Source organism: Ferruginibacter sp. (assembly GCF_031430955.1).
Taxonomy (GTDB): Bacteria; Bacteroidota; Bacteroidia; order Chitinophagales; family Chitinophagaceae; genus Ferruginibacter.
The window spans coordinates 1-17553 of record NZ_JANPCM010000207.1; the positions used below are offsets into that span (position 1 = coordinate 1).

General features: G+C 35.5%; 13 protein-coding genes. 8 read left to right on the forward strand and 5 right to left on the reverse strand.

Annotation, left to right across the window (positions count from 1 at the left end):
- Positions 1-1701 (reverse strand): FUSC family protein (locus ACY65O_RS05840; protein WP_462219912.1); only part of this gene is annotated, 1701 nt, incomplete at its 3' end.
- Positions 1702-1930: 229 nt separating this feature from the next.
- Here ACY65O_RS05840 and ACY65O_RS05845 point away from each other — a divergent pair.
- Positions 1931-3040 carry a Gfo/Idh/MocA family protein gene (locus ACY65O_RS05845; protein ID WP_462219913.1) on the forward strand — a complete coding sequence of 370 codons (1110 nt, stop codon included), beginning with the start codon at positions 1931-1933 and terminating at the stop codon, positions 3038-3040.
- A 141-nt stretch (positions 3041-3181) separates the two neighbouring features.
- Here ACY65O_RS05845 and ACY65O_RS05850 read toward each other — a convergent pair whose 3' ends face one another.
- The 4 genes from ACY65O_RS05850 to ACY65O_RS05865 form a co-directional block, all read right to left on the reverse strand.
- On the reverse strand, positions 3182-4015 hold the full coding sequence (locus ACY65O_RS05850) for an SMP-30/gluconolactonase/LRE family protein (RefSeq protein ID WP_462219914.1): 834 nt from the start codon (positions 4013-4015) through the stop codon (positions 3182-3184).
- A gap of 187 nt (positions 4016-4202) precedes the next feature.
- Positions 4203-5849, reverse strand: a complete 1647-nt coding sequence (locus ACY65O_RS05855) for a L,D-transpeptidase family protein (protein WP_462219915.1) — start codon at positions 5847-5849, stop codon at positions 4203-4205.
- A 109-nt stretch (positions 5850-5958) separates the two neighbouring features.
- A complete protein-coding gene (locus ACY65O_RS05860; protein ID WP_462219916.1) occupies positions 5959-6720 on the reverse strand; it encodes an anti-sigma factor domain-containing protein in 762 nt (253 codons plus the stop codon).
- Positions 6720-7265: an RNA polymerase sigma factor gene (locus tag ACY65O_RS05865; RefSeq protein WP_462219917.1), complete on the reverse strand. Its 546-nt coding sequence runs from the start codon at positions 7263-7265 to the stop codon at positions 6720-6722. The genes ACY65O_RS05860 and ACY65O_RS05865 overlap by 1 nt, the downstream gene beginning before the upstream one ends.
- A gap of 139 nt (positions 7266-7404) precedes the next feature.
- On the opposite strand from ACY65O_RS05865, the gene ACY65O_RS05870 reads away from it, so the two are divergent.
- The 7 genes from ACY65O_RS05870 to ACY65O_RS05900 all read left to right on the forward strand — a co-directional run.
- On the forward strand, positions 7405-7821 hold the full coding sequence (locus tag ACY65O_RS05870) for a DM13 domain-containing protein (RefSeq protein WP_462219918.1): 417 nt from the start codon (positions 7405-7407) through the stop codon (positions 7819-7821).
- A 184-nt stretch (positions 7822-8005) separates the two neighbouring features.
- The gene (locus tag ACY65O_RS05875) at positions 8006-9187 is read left to right on the forward strand and encodes a lactonase family protein (RefSeq protein ID WP_462219919.1); all 1182 of its coding nucleotides are present in this window, start codon (positions 8006-8008) and stop codon (positions 9185-9187) included.
- A 301-nt stretch (positions 9188-9488) separates the two neighbouring features.
- Positions 9489-10352 (forward strand): hypothetical protein, encoded by an 864-nt coding sequence (locus ACY65O_RS05880; RefSeq protein WP_462219920.1) that lies wholly within the window; start codon positions 9489-9491, stop codon positions 10350-10352.
- Positions 10349-13987, forward strand: coding sequence for a metallophosphoesterase family protein (locus ACY65O_RS05885; protein ID WP_462219921.1), 3639 nt, complete (start codon positions 10349-10351; stop codon positions 13985-13987). The genes ACY65O_RS05880 and ACY65O_RS05885 overlap by 4 nt, the downstream gene beginning before the upstream one ends.
- A gap of 10 nt (positions 13988-13997) precedes the next feature.
- On the forward strand, positions 13998-15224 hold the full coding sequence (locus ACY65O_RS05890) for a Pycsar system effector family protein (protein ID WP_462219922.1): 1227 nt from the start codon (positions 13998-14000) through the stop codon (positions 15222-15224).
- Between the two features lie 11 nt (positions 15225-15235).
- Positions 15236-17284: a polyphosphate kinase 1 gene (gene ppk1 / locus ACY65O_RS05895; RefSeq protein WP_462219923.1), complete on the forward strand. Its 2049-nt coding sequence runs from the start codon at positions 15236-15238 to the stop codon at positions 17282-17284.
- Positions 17281-17553, forward strand: a 273-nt coding sequence (locus ACY65O_RS05900; RefSeq protein WP_462219924.1) for a hypothetical protein, incomplete at its 3' end; no start/stop codon positions are given. The genes ppk1 and ACY65O_RS05900, both read left to right, overlap by 4 nt.

The following is a 17553-nucleotide window of genomic DNA, read 5'->3' on the forward strand; positions in this document are numbered from 1 at the left end:
AGCACCTGCGATTGCTGTAAAATAATTTTTGTTACTTCTTACTGCCTCCAGCATGTAATTGCCGATTTGTGACTGCTCCCATGCAGGTAATAAAATAAGATTGGCTAAAAAAGCAATACCAGATCCTATAGCTGTATCGGTTACCCTGTCCACAATAATTGTTTGAAAACTTGCATTGCTGAGAAAATGAAAGAGTAAAATAATATAGGGTGTCATAAAAATTACACTGATCATATAGTTTGTTCTCATTAAACTGTAAGTACCAATCATCAATGCCAGCATAATAATAAAAATTACCTGGTTATCTTTAATAAAATAAATAATCAGCATACCAATTGCTGCACCAATTATGGTTCCAATAAGCCTTTCGTAATTTCTTTTTTTGGTAAGACTGTAAGTGGGTTTTAAAATTACAATTATCGTAAGTAATATCCAGTAGCTGTGGCCAAATGATAAAAATTGTGCAATAATAAAACCTAACAGTGTAGCTAAACTTATTCTTACTGCATGCCTGAAATTGTTGGAGGCAAAAGAAAGGTTATCCTGAAAAAGTTTCCAGTCAATTTGCTGGTGCGTAATAAATTTATCATAGTCACCGGTGCTTGTCATTTTTTTTGTTAATTCTTTATCGTAAGCTGTGTATAAATGCAATGTATGAATGCGGCCAGCAATATCGCTGATGCTGTTAAGTATGTGCCTCATACTGATGAAGCCATCTACATTTTCGGCAGTGCGTTTGTTATCCCGGTAAGTATTAAAATAATTTTTTGTGTTGTTGATATGTGTTGCAAGTATCCCGGTTTCTTCAGATACATTTCCACTTTTTACGGCAATCCCAATTTCATCCAGTTCAGCAGCCAGCTCCAGTATAAGCTGGCGATACTGTTCCAGTATATCATCATCTTTAAATATATCATGCAGTGCTTTATAATCATGATAAGAAGTCATTGTTCTTTCAAACAGGTCAACAATATCTGTAAACATCAGCAGTAAAGTTCTGCCGGTAACGGTAAATTCTTTTGTAATGGCACGGCTTTTAAAAAGTAATTCTCTTACAAGATTTTGCTCGGTATGCAGCACAATTTGCTGCTCCATCATTTGCTTATACGTTTTATCATAATCAACATCTTTTTTATAAAAAGAAGCTCTCACCCGCAGATAATCTGCAGTGGCCATAATACAATCGCCTAATGCCTGTTGTGCCAGTTTGTAAGGCCGGAAATTGTACAGCAACATACTCAGGAGCATGTACCAAACTGCACCTGCAAGTATGTATGCTGCATTTATAATTACAGCGCCAGGTGTAAGATGATCGTTAATATTAAGTACCATTATCAGCAAAGCAGAAACTCCAACTGAGTTAGCTCTTGTGCCATATACTGCAATCATAGAAAATAAAAAACAGGCCAGTAGTATTAATATGCCAAGCAGTAAATGATACGGCGCTGCAAGGCCGGTAAATATTGCCATTAGTGTATTAATAATGATGCAGGCCAGCATACCATTTTTACGATGTTGTATAGGGCCGGGTGTATCAGTTATGCTCACGCTCATGGCGCCAAGAGAAACAACAACACCAACAGAAAGTAAATTAAAATAATTGAGAATTAGCGCAGGTAATACAATGCCGGCAGTAATGCGTACACCGTCGCTTAAGTAATGGCTGCTGATAAAACTTTTATACTCTTTTATATAATCCATTCAGGCTGCAATTTTTGCATGTATAAATCAGTATCAAAAATAATTTCGGTATAAAACAAAATTATGGCTTTTAAAAACACGATTAAGGCAGCATTAAAAATAACTCCCTTAATATTACCATTCATAAAAATCAGTATACACGGTTAAATATGTTTTATACATTTGTGCTGATACCTTAGAGATAATTATATTCCTTTTAATTTTCAGCAGTCACACAAAATTATACTTCATGAAAAATTTAACCCGTCGTTCCTTTTTACAAAATTTAGGTATTGCTGCAGGAGCAGCAACTGTAGCTGCAACACTACCTTCTTTTACAGTCAACACAAAATTGTATGATGGTAAAAAATTAAACTTTGCCTTATGCGGCCTCGGTCGTTATGCAGGTAATTTGGCAGAAGGCTTACAGGAGACGCAGTATTGTAAACTGGCTGGCATTGTAACCGGTACACCATCTAAAGCTGTTGAATGGAAAAAGAAATATACTATCCCCGATAAAAATATTTACAACTATAAAAATTTTGATGAAATAATTAATAATAAAGACATTGATCTGGTGTATGTGGTATTGCCTAATGCCATGCATAAAGAATTTGCAATAAAAGCAGCAAAAGCAGGTAAACATGTTATTGTAGAAAAGCCTATGGCCATTACCGAAAGTGATTGTAAAGAAATGATTGCTGCCTGTAAAAATGCCGGTGTACAGTTGGCCGTTGGTTACCGTTTGCATTACGAACCCTACAACATGGAAATTAAAAGATTGGGACAGGAAAAAGTTTTTGGACAGGTACGTTTAATTGAAGCATCGCTGGGTTATAAAAGCGGCGACCCCAAAGAATGGCGTTTGAATAAAGCATTAGCAGGCGGCGGCCCTTTAATGAACCTTGGTGTGTATTGTGTGCAAAGTAACCGTTATGTTTTAGGGGAAGAACCGATTTCGATAACGGCACAATTTGGCCCGGTAACCAATAAAAAATTATTTGCAGAAGTAGAAGAGTCTATCACCTGGCAATTAGTTTTTCCAAGTGGAGCTGTTGGAACTTCTACGAGTACATACAATTGCAGTATTGACAGATTTTTTGCATCAGCAGAAAATGGTTTTTTTGAATTGAGCCCGGCAATAAGTTACGGTCCTTTTAGGGGAAGAACCAGCGATGGGGAATTAAATTTTCCTGTTACTAACCAACAGGCTGTTCAATGCGATGAAATTGCAAAAGTAATATTGGCCAACAACCAACTGCCCGCTCATATAAGTGGTGAAGAGGGGAGGAAAGATATGAAAGTACTGGAAGGTATTTATGAGGCCGCAAGAACGGGAAAGAAAATTTTATTGGTGTAAGTATTGATTTTTTTAAAAAGATATATCTAATTGCTATGATTCTTTTAAGAAAATATTTTTTAGGTTTGCCAACGATTATAATAAAAATTATAATGCAATTTGTCCTCCAGATATTTATCTGGAGGACAAATTGCCAAAGAATTATTTTACTTCGTAAGCTGCAACGGAATTGCGCCAAAAGGTGGGGATAAAAACAGTCTTAGTTTTTGCATCGAAACCTATATCTGCCGAATTCATTTTTATAGAGCGTCCGTCCATAAGCGTTTGTTTTGTACCATTGGCGTTTATGTAATACACTACGCCACCCCAGGTAGATACAATAAAATCATTTCCATTTATTACTTCTACACCATCAGTACCGCCTTCCATGCCATCGGCAATCATCGAAAGTGTTTTGTCGGCATTCATTTTATATAATACTCCTGCATCCAGTACATAAAAATTTTTGTCATGTGCCAATACTCCGTTCGGCCCTTTAAGGCTATCTAATATAATTTCGGCTTTACCTTCATAAATTCTATACACTTTTTTTGCTTTCGAATCAGAAACATAAATAGTTCCTTTACTGTCTATAGATATATCATTTAGTCCTTCTGCACCAGCAACAGCAATCCTGTTTTCAATAACACCCAATTCAGTATTTATCACCACAATTTCTTTAAGATCGGCCACATATAATTTTTCTTTGTACAGTCCCATTCCTTTTGGCGCCTGTAAGCCGGATACCCAGTCAACAGTAATGTTTTTTCCATCAGTACCCATTTTTCCAACAGATCCCATACCATCAGCACCCCACGGTTCTTTTCCATCTATATTGGTTACGTACAAAACATTGGCTGCTTTATTAAATAAAACAGATTCCGGTACTTTAAATATAGAATCTGTTTCCCATTTTTTTATGAGCTGATGATTTTGGCTTTTTGAAAGTGCAGGAAAAAAAGTTAAAAAAATAAAGTAAAAGAATGGATATTTCATATGATTTTTTTGAGCGCCTGTGAAGCGTATATAGCAAAATAATTTTTATGAATATAAAATAAACATTTGTAAAAAACGGGATTTAATTTTGCTAGAGCTAAAAATGTATCAAAATAAGTAAATTTAATACAGGTTGCAAAAACAAGATGCAACTTGAAATTTTAAGTACATTTAAATTGCTGCAAAATTATTTAACGGTAAACATTTTTTCAATCACAGCTTTATCATGCCCGTAAATATCATCTGCAAAATGCAGCAAATTATTTTCATCTACCCAGGCAGTGTAATAAGTAATTAATACGGGGATGGGATTTTTTAATTTCACGTATTTTTCTTCCTGGCTGTTCATTGCGCTATTTATACTTTCAGGGCTCCATTCGGTGTTATCCTTTAAAACATAATTCGCCATTTTTTCAGGGTCGCTCAATCTTATACAACCATGGCTGTAAGCCCGTTTATCTTTATCAAATAAACTTTTTGCAGGCGTATCATGAAAATAAATATTAAAACTGTTGGGGAACAAAAATTTTACTTTGCCTAAAGAATTATCATCACCGGGTAATTGCCTAATCACCGGTAAGCCGCCTTCATTACCTGTAATTTCCATGTGGTGCGATGCCAGGTAATTAGGGTTGCGTTCCATTGCCGGCAGAATTTCTTTTTTTACAATACTTTCTGGTAAATTCCAGTAAGGGCTAAAAACAACCTGGTTAAGATTACCGGTAAACATCATGGTGTTGTGTCCTTCTTTTCCTACAACTACATTCATATCAAAAACTTTTTTTGCACCATCTTTTACATGCAAAATAAATTCAGGAATATTAACCACAATCATTTGGCCTTTCGGTTCGTTAATCATCCATTGCATGCGGCCCATGTTTATAAGCAACTGCTGTATGCGGTTTACAACCGGCACGTTCATATCTTTTATTTGTCCATCAGTGAGTATTCCTGTTGGGGTATAACCAAATCTTATTTGAAAATTTTTAATGCCTGATTCCAAAGTCTCATTAAAAATGGGTGTTGTATCTGCAGCCATATCGCTGGTAAACTCTAATCGTTTTTTTAGAATAACAATTTCAGGTGATGAAATACCTTTTTTAAGTTGCTTTGCAGTAGCAGTTATTTGCGGCCACCCACCCTGTTTAGCAATGGCATAATATTTTTCTAATTTTTCTTTTAATAATTTATAAGTATTATTTACATCTTCATAATATTTATTGTCTTTATGTTTTTTCGACAGCAGCGAATCTGCCAGTAACAGTGCGTCTTCTTTTTTCCTCGGTATAAAACGTTCCATTTCTTTACGCTTTACAAAACCATCTTCTATATTATTTAATGTGTATAAAATAAAATGCTGCGTAAGCTTAAGCTCTGTGTTAATAATATTTTTATCGGATGGAGAAACTGTAAAGCCATCTTCTTCTGCAGTAAAGCCATCCATTTTAGTTTGCAGGCTTTTATCTTTTAGTGCAGAGTCGTTAGCATAAGTTGTTTGATAATTATGCATGTTCCAAAAACCACGGGCCTGCTCGGTAAGGCCATCATTGGTAAACCATGCCAGCTGATAATTTCGGGCATTGTAAAAACTGGTCATCCGCCTAATGATCTTATTTTCAATTTTATTATCGGTAAAAAACTTTACCAATACAGCACTGTCAAAAAAAAGGTTGTTGTATGCATTAGACGGAGTAATACTAAAATCTCTTTTAGTAATTTTTTTCTCATCTTTTTGAGTTTCTTCTTCCTCCTTTGTGGAGTTAGCAGAACCGTTTGAGTTGCAGGAAATAAATAGTACAAAAAATAGTACGGCGCTTAAAAAATTCTTTATCATGCTATCGGCTAATACAAATGCTGTGCCTTAAAAATGGCTTATTATTTGTTTACCGGCTTTTACTTCTCAAAAGGCCGATTAAAAAAAACATAAATTTTTTTTTGGCGAATTATATTTTGCCATACAGGTAAGTCTGCTCTTCGGTGGGTGTATTGGCGCCGGCTGCATTTTCTAAAGTAACTTTAAAAGCCGTAGCACCTTCAGGTACATTTTGTATTTCAATAAAGCGGCCCCTTATCTCATCATTAACCATACCAACACTTACAGGTTTATCATTTACCATTGCCCAAAGCTGGTATTTTCTTTCGGGAGATGAAGGCACTAAATGATGGATCATAATGTATGCCTTGCCAGTTTTTTTATCCCAAAACATGGTACAGCGGCAAATGTTATGCGGTGCTACGCCATACATGGCTACAGGTGTAATGGCAGGATTTTTTAAGATTGCATAATCTGTTTCTGGCAGAGTGGTAATATTTTTTATTTCGGATAAAGCCAGTTCCTGCGCTTTAGTTTTTTTATACAAACTGTAATTAAAAATGCTGCTGGCAATAAAAAGCAGGATGGCTGCCGCAGCAGCAGGTTTTAACCAGCTTATTTTTTTTATTACAGTTTGATTGGTATTGATATCAATAACCGGTGTTTGCAATGCTCTTAAGGATTGTAAAATTTTATCATCGGCAACTGCTCCCGGGTTAGTGGCATTTTGTAATAAATTATTTTCCAGCTCTGTTTCAAATTGTAGTACTGCCTTATTTAATTCAGGATATTGAGGGCGCAGCGATTCCATCTCCGCTTTTTCTTCGGGTGAACAAATGCCCATCACATACATTTCAATTACACCTGATGATATATAATTATTAATATCCATTATACAAATTGTTTGCGTAATTCTATCAACGCATTTCTTAATCTTGTTTTTACTGTGCCAACGGGCACATTTAAAATTTTAGAAATTTCTTCATGGGTAAAGCCATTGAAATAAGAAAGTTCTACAACATTTTTATAATCTTCCCGTAAACTGTGTACCTGTTTTCGTAAACCTATCTGGTTAATGTTTAAAACAGTACTGTCTTTTTCATCCACATAAGTAACGTAATTGTCAAGTGAATCGTTTTTTTGCTGTGCCTTATAATTTTTACTCCGGATAGTATTTATAGCACAATTACGGGTAACATTAAAAAGCCAGGTGAACAAACGCCCTTTTGCAGCATCGTATTTCTCAATATTTTTCCATGCTGTAACAAAAGCTTCCTGCAGCACATCTTCAGCAATCTCCCTGTCGGTAATTATCTGAAGAATAACAGTGAACAATGCGCCTTTATAGTTGTGATACAGGTAATTGTAGGCGTTGTTATCACGCTTTTTTAATGCTTCAGTCAGTTCGGTTTCAGTATATGATTTTATCTCTGGCAAAAAGAAGAGTAATAGTTGTTGAGTATAAAAGTAAATGGAATGATTCTTTTAAAAAAATATATTTAAGAAAACTAAACTGCCCCAAATTGTGTAACTATGACACACAGCTTGTAAAAATACTTTAACTTAAAATTTTACAATGACAAAACTATTCAGCTTTTTATCAGCAGTTATTTTATTATTTTCTTCCTGTAAAAAAGATAATACCCCCGTGGCTGCAAATGATATTTTACCTGTTACAGGAACTACTGTTGCAACAGGCAGTTTTACTTCCGGGGTACATGCCAGCAGCGGCAGTGTAAAAGTTACAAAAGATGCTGCCAACAAAATTTATTTAGTTTTCGAAAATTTTAAAACCGACAATGGCCCCGATTTAAGGATATGGCTTTCGCCGAATAGTAGTGGCAGCCCTTACCAGGAAGTTGGTCTTTTAAAAGCAGTATCGGGTAATTTTTATTATCCATTGGATGCATCTTATAATTATACTGCTAACAACCGTGTATTAATTTGGTGTAAACAATTTTCTGTTCTATTTGGATCTGCAGTGTTACAGTAATTATTATTCAGCTTAATCATCAACTCTTTTTCTTAGTAATTATTTTTTTTCGGTTTATTACCGAAGGTATATTCTATTGCAAAAAAATTGCAATTGTTCTGTCGATATCTCATTTCCTGCTAATTGCCATACGTATTCTGTTAAAATATGCACCTCATTTTTAATCAAACAAAAATCAACAATTATGAAACATTTAAAAAAAATTGCAGCATTTGCAGTAACAGTTTTTTCATTAACTGCCTGTCAAAAAGAAAGTAAACTTTTATCAGAAAACCCGGCATTACAAGAAGAACCAGTTTCTGCGTCCAACCGTAACAATAATGAAGAAGAATCGGAAGGCGGAGGTAAACATGTGTACACTTTAAGTAATCAAACTGCAGGCAATGCTGTAATGGATTATAACAGAGCTTCAAATGGTACTTTAACTTTTAATGCAGCTTATCCAACTGGCGGCACAGGCACAGGCGGCGGCTTGGGCAACCAGGGTGCAGTAATTTTATCAGAAGGCGAAGATGATAACGTATTGTTAGCGGTAAACCCCGGCAGTAACAGTGTCTCATCTTTTAAAATAACCGGTAATGGTTTGCAGCTAAAATCAACCGTTAGCTCTGGCGGGATGAGGCCGGTAAGCATTACACAGCATGATGATATTGTGTATGTACTTAATGCAGGCGGTATGGGTAATATTTCAGGATTTAAATTAGGAGAGAATAATAAATTAACTGCAATTGCCAATTCAACAAGGCCATTAAGCTCAACAGCTTCTGGTGCTGCACAAATTTCATTTGTAAACGAAGGTAAAGTGGTAGCCATTACAGAAAAAGCTACTAATAAAATTATTACTTATACCATAAGCGAATCAGGTATGCCGGGTTCTATGCATTCCATTACTTCTGCTAATCCTACTCCGTTTGGTTTTGCTGTGGGTAATAACGGTAATATTTTTGTTTCCGAAGCAGTTGGTGGAGCAGCTGGTGCAAGTACACTTTCATCTTACCATATAAATAATAATGGAACAATTACTTTAGCTGCCGGTCCTGTAGGTGCTAATCAAAGTGCTGCATGCTGGGTGGTAATAACAAACAATGGTAAATATGCTTATACTACAAACACAGCCAGCAATAATCTTTCTACATTTAATATAAATACAGGAACAGGAAGCATCAGTGTTAATACTGCAATTTCAGCCACAACAGGTATGGGCCCAATTGATGCTGCATTAAGCAATAACTCTAAATATTTATACATTTTAAACTCGGGCAGTCATACTGTTGGCGTTTATGCTGTGGCAAATAATGGAGGCTTATCAGCTGTGCAAACCGTAACAGGTTTGCCGGCAGGAGCCAACGGGCTTGCTGCAAAATAATATTTTACGAATCATTTTTTAAACTACCGTTTTTTATAACGGTAGTTTTTTATTGTAGTATCAATCTTTTTCTACATTAGTAGTGGATATTAATAAAATCTAATTTTTTTCAATTCCCCAATTTGTAACTTAAAAGTGTGAAAAATATTCCCCACTTTTTCACAACATGAGTATAATCTAACACTTTTCTAATTATTAATTCCTGCATCGCTGTTTGCAAATGGATGAAGTTTTAGCCGCCTTTTATCAATTGTTTGCTTTGGCATACGCTTTGGCTTATATGCCATGTAATTTTTAATATATGATACTATGCCGGCAAATTACCTGTGCTTTTATATTTTGTTGTTTCACTTTATCCTGTAACACCAATAAAAACAAACTGCCATTATCCAATTCTTCCAGGTACGATCTTCTTAATCCGGTAATAATAAAATTGCCTGATGCTTTAGCCGAAATTTCAGGAATTGTTTATTATCCAAAAGATACTTCTGTTTTTGCAATTGTAGATGAGGATGGACTTTTTTTTAAAATAAGTCTTACAAAAAAAGACGAAATAAAAAAATGGCGGTTTGATAAAAAGCACGACTTTGAAGACGTTGTTTTAAAAGACAGTGTTTTTTATGTTTTAATAAGCAATGGAGATATTGAAGCGCTGCATTTTGATACAGGCGACAGTATTACTACCACTAAATCTAAATTTCCGGATGCAAGTAAAAAGGTAAATGAATTTGAATCATTGTATTATGATGATAGTTTGCAGCAACTGGTATTGCTGTGTAAAAATTGCGAAGATGCGGTAAAGGATGAAGCAGTAGCGTGGGGTTATAATATTGCTGCACAGCAGTACACACCCGGCATATTTACAATTGATGTAAAACCGGGGTTAGAAAAATTAGGTATAAAAAAAATAAAACTGCGTCCTTCTGCAACAGCAATAAACCCGGTAACTGACGAACTGTATATTTTAGCTTCTATAAATAATTTATTAATTGTTACAGACAGGCAGGGAAAATTTAAAGAGGCTTATCCGCTTGATCCTGCAGTGTATAAACAACCCGAAGGAATTACATTTACCCCAACAGGCGATATGATTATTTCAAACGAATCGCATGAAACAGGTTTAGCTACTATTTTGATTATTAAAAATAAAAAGAAGGGGTTATGAAGAAATCAGGAATATTTTTTTACTGTTTGTTTATTATAAATGCATTTGCTTTTGCACAGGATAGTTTGCAGGCAAGAATTATATTAATTGGCGATGCCGGCCAGCTTACCAATGGCAGGCACCCGGTTGTTGCAGCAGTAAAAAATCATATTCCTATTGATGCAAAAACAACTATTATTTTTTTAGGAGATAATTTATATAAGACTGGATTACCAGATAACAGTTTACCAACCTACGATATTGCAAAAGCGCCGCTCGATTCTCAAATACAAATTGCAGGAGCGAGTAAAGCAAAAGTATATTTTGTTCCTGGTAATCATGATTGGGCCAATGGCGGATCCAATGGTTACGAATCTATTTTAAGGGTACAGAATTATATTGATTTTTTAAGTAATGCTAATGTAACTATGTTTCCACGGGATGGTTGCCCGGGACCGGTAGATGTAAAAATTACTGATGATATTACACTGGTAATGATGGACAGCCAGTGGTGGCTGCATGAAAATGAAAAGCCCGGTATAGAATCGGATTGCCCTTACAAAACCAAGGCGGAAGTATTGGTACAGTTGGATGACATACTTTCTAAAAATTCGCAAAAGCTGGTGATACTTGCCATGCATCATCCCCTTAAAAGTTACAGTGTGCATGGAGGCTATTTTACTTTTAAGCAACATATTTTTCCCTTTACAGATGCTATCCCTAATCTTTATATTCCTTTACCTGTTATAGGCTCAGCCTATCCGCTAACACGTGCAGTATTTGGTACTGCACAAGATTTAAAGCATCCACTGTACCAGGCAATGATTAATGATATTGAAGCTGTAGTAAAAGGCCATCCTAATGTAATTTTTACTTCGGGTCACGATCACTCTTTACAAATGATACAGGACAGTGGCTATAATTATATTGTTAGCGGCAGCGGTAGTAAAAACTCACGGGTATCTAAAGGAAAAAACAGTTTGTTTGCTTCGCCAATGGCAGGTTTTTTTAATTTAGAAATTTCAAAAAATAAAAATGTGCAGGCAACTGCTTATACAGTGGAGGGGGATTCAGTAAAAAAAGAATTTACAGCACAAATCCTTGATTTTTCAAAAATACCTGTGCAAAAAGCTGATACCACACGTTATGCTGAATATAAATTTAAAGACAGTGTGGTAATTTCTGCCAGCGATAAATACAAAGATAAATTTGGATTTAGAAAAACTTTTTTAGGACAGAATTACCGTAAAGTATGGGCAACACCTGTAACTATTAAAGAATTTAATATCAAAAAAGAAAAAGGTGGATTTACTATTAAAAGTTTAGGCGGTGGCAAGCAAACTAAATCATTAAGGCTTACAGATAAAGACGGGCATGAATGGACTTTAAGAACTGTTGATAAAGATCCTGAAAAAGCATTACCTACTAACTTACGGGGTACTGTAGCCCAAAGAATAGTTCAGGATATGATATCGGCAAGCAGCCCTTACGCACCATTGGTAGTACCAGATTTAGCAAGAGCTGTTGGCGTTATTACCCCCGATCCTGAATTCTTTTTTGTACCCGACGACAGGGCGTTTGGTATTTACAGGCAATTATTTAAAAACACCGTGGTTATACTGGAAGACCGTGACCCCCGCCGTGATTTTACAGATACAAAAAGTACCGGAAAAGTTTTAAATAAAATGCTGGAAGATAACGACCACCATGTTGACCAGGAAAAAGTGCTTACTGCCCGCTTGCTGGATATGCTGATTGGAGATTTTGACCGCCATGCCGACCAATGGAAATGGGGTACCGCTGATACGGGAAAAGGAAAATTATATTATCCTATACCTAAAGACAGGGACCAGGCATTTTTTAATTCGGATGGGCTGCTGCTGAAATTTTTATCAAAAAAACAAATGCCTTTTTTGCAGGGGTTTAAAAAAAATATCAGGGATATTAACGGATTAAATTTTGTAGCAAAAGACTTTGACCGTACATTTTTAAACAACCTGGAAGATACGGCCTGGCAAAGAATTACAGCTGCTTTTACTGCTAAACTTACAGATAAAGTAATTGAAAATGCAACAGCAAAATTTCCTGCACCTGTAGCAGCACTTGATGCAAAAAATGTAAGTGATAAACTTAAAAGCCGCAGAAATATTTTATTAAAAAATGCGATGAAGTATTATAAATTTCTTTCTAAAGAAGTTTCTGTTACCGGCAGCAATAAGGCAGAATATTTTCATCTGAAAAAACAGGGAGATGATGTGCTGCTGACCGTATATAAAAGTAATGAAGAATCGGATACCGCTTCGGTAATGTATAAAAGGGTTTTTAGCAGTAAAGTAACCAGAGAATTAAGGTTGTATGGATTAAACGGCAACGATAAATTTGAAATTGATGCCGATGTAAAATCAAAAATACTGCTTCGTATTATAGGTGGTAAAGGCAATGATACATTTGATTTAAAGGGGAACATACACAATTTTGTTTACGACCTGTCAACAGAAAAAAATGTTAGTACCAATTTAAAAAGAACCAACAAAGAATTTCATTCCAACCCATCTGTAAATGAATATAAAGGCACCGGCTTTCAATATACCCGTGTAAGATTTCCACAAATAAATCTGGGCTTTAATGAAGAAGACAGGCTATTAGTGGGTATTGGTTTTTCACGCCGTACTTATGGTTTTAGAAGAGATCCCTATGCCACCGATCAACGCCTGGTTACGCTGTATGCACCACGGGAAGGTGCTTATCAATTTAAATACGAAGGGGTTTTTAATAAAGTAATATCTAAAGAAGATGTGGTAGTACATGCCCAATTGGTAAATCCTACACTCAATAATTTTTTTGGTTTTGGAAATGAAACGGTTTATGATAAAACTAAAGCTTTACAATTTTACAGGGTGAGGTACAAATATTTTGAAACTGATGTTTTACTAAGAAAAAGATTAAACGATATTTTCCAATTTTCTGCCGGGCCAAGTTATTATCATTACTGGAGCAATTATAAAGATAATGATAAACGCATACTGGGTAACCCTGCAGTAATCGGCAGCGATTCGGCAAGTATTTACGGAATAAAACAATTTTTAGGGGGCAAAGCTAAAATGGATATTACTTACATAAATAACGAATTATTTCCTTCACGTGGCATAACATGGTTTACGGAATTTACAGCATTACGAGGCTTTAATTCTAATACACATGCACTTACCAAATTAACATCGGATATGACAATTTATGCCAGCATAAAAGACCCCAGCAGTGTGGGTGCTGTATTACGTTTTGGCGGCGGCCATATTTTTAGTAAAAATTATGAATATTTTCAGGCACTTAATATCGGGGCAAATAATTTTTTAAGAGGGTATCGTAAAAATAGATTTTCAGGTTCGTCGCTGGCATATGCCAGTGCAGAGTTGAGAATTAAATTATTCACATCACAATCTTATCTGTTACCGGGTAATGTTGGTGTAATGAGTTTTTATGATTTAGGAAAAGTTTGGCAAAGAGGGGAGACATCTAAAAAATGGCATGGTGCTTATGGCGGCGGATTATATTATGTGCCTTATAATTTATTAATGGTTTCTGCAACAATAGGATTTTCTCCTGAGGATAAACTGTTTAATTTTTCGCTGGGTACAAAATTTAAACTTGTTTTTTAAAGAATTAAATATGCAGTCAAATAATTTATATAAAAAAACAGAGCAGTACGTAACAGAACTGTTTAATAATAATAAAAACCCCGCATTGGTTTTTCACAACCTCGATCATACAAAATCGGTGGTGGAAAGAACCAAGGAAATAGCAGGGCATTATTACCTGAGCGAAAACGATATGCTGGTGGTGTATGTGGCCGCATGGTTTCATGATACCGGCTACATGTTTACCGATGCAGAGCATCACGAAGAAAAAAGTGTGGAGCTGATGAAGGAGTTTATGAAAAACTTTTCGGAGGATGAAACGCTTTTGCAAATGATAGAAGAATGCATACTGGCTACACGTCCGCCACTCCAGCATGATACCCTGCTTAAACAAATTATTTGCGATGCGGATACCTACCATTTTGGCACTAAAGAATTTAAAGACACCAACAAAAAAGTGTGGGAAGAATTTAATTACAGGGGTACAGTGATGAGCGAAAAAGAATGGGCGGTAAAAACTATAGACTTACTGGAAAATCATGAATTTTTTACCAAGTACTGTAAAGATACCTTACAGGAGAAAAAAGAAAAAAATATGAAAAAAATTAAACGCAAATCAGAAGAAAATGATAAAGCAGAAGAAGAAGCATTAAGCCTTAATGATCTGGCAAAAGATAAAACCGGTTTAATGTCAAAAGGTATTCAAACCATGCTTCGCCTTACTTCAGAAAATCATTTACGCCTTAGCGATATGGCCGATAGCAAAGCCAATATTCTCATTTCGGTAAATGCAATTATTATTTCTGTTATTTTAAGTGTGTTGCTTCGCAAGCTGGAAGAAGTGCCTTATTTAACCATTCCTACAATAATATTTTTGCTGGTAGCAGTAACCACAATTGTTATTTCTATAATTGCCACAAGGCCTAAAGTAAGTGGTGGAACTTTTAGCAGCCAGGATGTGGCAGATAAAAAAGCCAACCTTTTATTCTTTGGTAATTTTCATAAAGCAACTTACGAAGAATACAATGGTGCCATGAGAGAAATGATGAGGGATACCGATTATTTATACGGATCGCTTATAAAAGATATTTACACATTAGGTACAGTGCTGGGCCGAAAATATAAATTGCTGCGGCTGGCTTATAATATTTTTATGGTAGGTATAATTGTATCGGTCATAGCTTTTGCAGTAGCTGTTTTCTTTTTTCATTCTACCACTACAGGTACAGTAACTCCTGCAACGGGATCACCATTTTAAAATTTATTTTTATGTTACACAACAGGGATTTAAGCTGGTTAGGATTTAATTTAAGGGTTTTAGAGGAATCATCTGATAAGCATCTTGCTTTATACGAAAGGATGAAATTTCTTTCTATCTTCTCCAGCAACTTAGACGAATTTTTCAGGGTAAGATACCCGTCAGTAATTGCATTGTCAAAACTTACCGCAAAAACAAGGATAAAAGCCAGCATAGAAATAACGGATGATATTGCTGAAAAAATTCAAAACGAAGTTAACCAGCAACTTGATTTATTCGGTAATATTCTTACACAGGAAATAATTCCTGAGTTAAAAAAGAATGGTATTAATTTTTATTACAAAGATGAAATACGGAGAGAGCATATCCGGGAGATAAAAGAAATTTTCTTAAGCAGTGTACTGGCTTTTATACAACCTATTATTTTGGACGGAAAAAATAACAAGGATTTTATGCCGGAGAATAACCAGCTTTATTTTGCGGTAACATTAAAAGAGCTTAACCAGGGCACACTAACACATGCGATTGTAAATATCCCTTCTAATAAATTAAAAAGATTTTTTCCTTTAACACCAATAGATGGAGAAGAATACGTAATTTTTATTGATGATATTATAAGGGAAAACCTGCAGTACCTTTTTCCAAAATTAGAAATACTGAGTGTGTACAGCATTAAATTTAACCGTAACGCCGAATTAAATCTTACTGATGAATACAGCGGTAACCTGCTGAATAAAATTGAAAAGCAATTAAAGAAACGGGATATCGGATTGCCTTCCCGATTTTTATACGAGCAGGGCATGCCACGAAACCTGCAATTATTTTTGGCCTCAGCATTTTCAGTAAAGTACGAAGATATGTTTGCAGGCGGCAGGTACCATCACCTGAGTGATTTATCTTCTTTTCCGGTATTTAATAAAAATTTGCAAACGGAGAAATTCAGGCCACTTTCTGCAGCGCATATTATAGACAGCGGCGATATTTTTAATTTATTAGATAAGCAGGATCTGTTGCTGCACCTGCCTTATCAGTCTTACAACCCTGTGTTATCTTTTTTTAACCAGGCAGCGGTTGACAGTGATGTAACAGATATTTATATAACACTGTACAGGCTAGCAGCAGAATCGCATATTGTAAATGCATTGATCAGTGCAGCAAAAAACGGAAAAAATGTAATTGTTTTTATAGAACTAAAGGCAAGGTTTGATGAAGCCAATAATATTAAATGGAGCAGGGTGATGAAGGAAGCTGGAATAAAATTAGTGTACAGTATGCCGCAAATAAAAGTGCATTCTAAAACGGCGCTGGTAAAGAAAAAAACAGCCAGCAGCCATACGGCTTATTCTATTTTGAGTACAGGAAATTTCAATGAAGTAACTGCACAGTTTTATACCGACCATGTTTTGATGACAGCTGACACGGCCATCATTAATGACCTGATGTTGCTATTTGATTTTTTACAAAAAGGCCACCCCGAAATTGGGGATGCAGAAATTAAATTTAATGAATTACTGGTATCGCAATTTAATTTGATTGATGAACTGAAAAAAAATATTGGTAAAGAAATAAAGAAAGCAAAGAATGGAGAGCCTGCAAGAATAAGGATAAAAGTAAACAATTTGGAAGAACCTTACATCATCAGTTTATTATACAAAGCAAGCAGTGCAGGCGTAAAAGTAGAACTTATTGTAAGAAGTGTTTGCTGTATTGTGCCGGGTATTGAAGGCATGAGCGAAAATATAGCCGTACGCCGTTTGGTTGATCGTTTTTTAGAACATACAAGATTATTTATTTTTGGCGTAGATGAAGACAGCACGGTATTTATGGGATCATCTGATTTAATGACAAGGAATTTACATCACCGCATAGAAGTATGTGCACAGGTAAAAGATAATGCATGTAAAAAAGAATTGCTGGATTATTTTGAAATTCAGTGGAGCGATAATAATAAAGCTGTTCAGCTTTTACCGGACAGCCACCATGCACCATTAGAAAATCATAACGGGCACACCATAAATGCCCAGCAAAATATTTACCAGTACCTGAAAAACCGGATATGAAACTGGACACTTCATCTTATTCAATATTTTCCGGGGTGGGCAAATACCGGTTGCGAACAATATTGTACATTGCTTTTTTTTGGACGGCAATAGATATAGTTGTTACACTTTTATTAAAGGATGGCGATACCAACAGCCCTTTTCAATCTATAGTTTTAAGGGAGGTTGCAGTTTTTTTAATGAGCTGCATAATGGGCTATCTGTTTGTATTTACGCTTAAGAATGCGCTGCGCAATAAGCCGCCTTTTGTTAATTTTATTTTTAAAAGT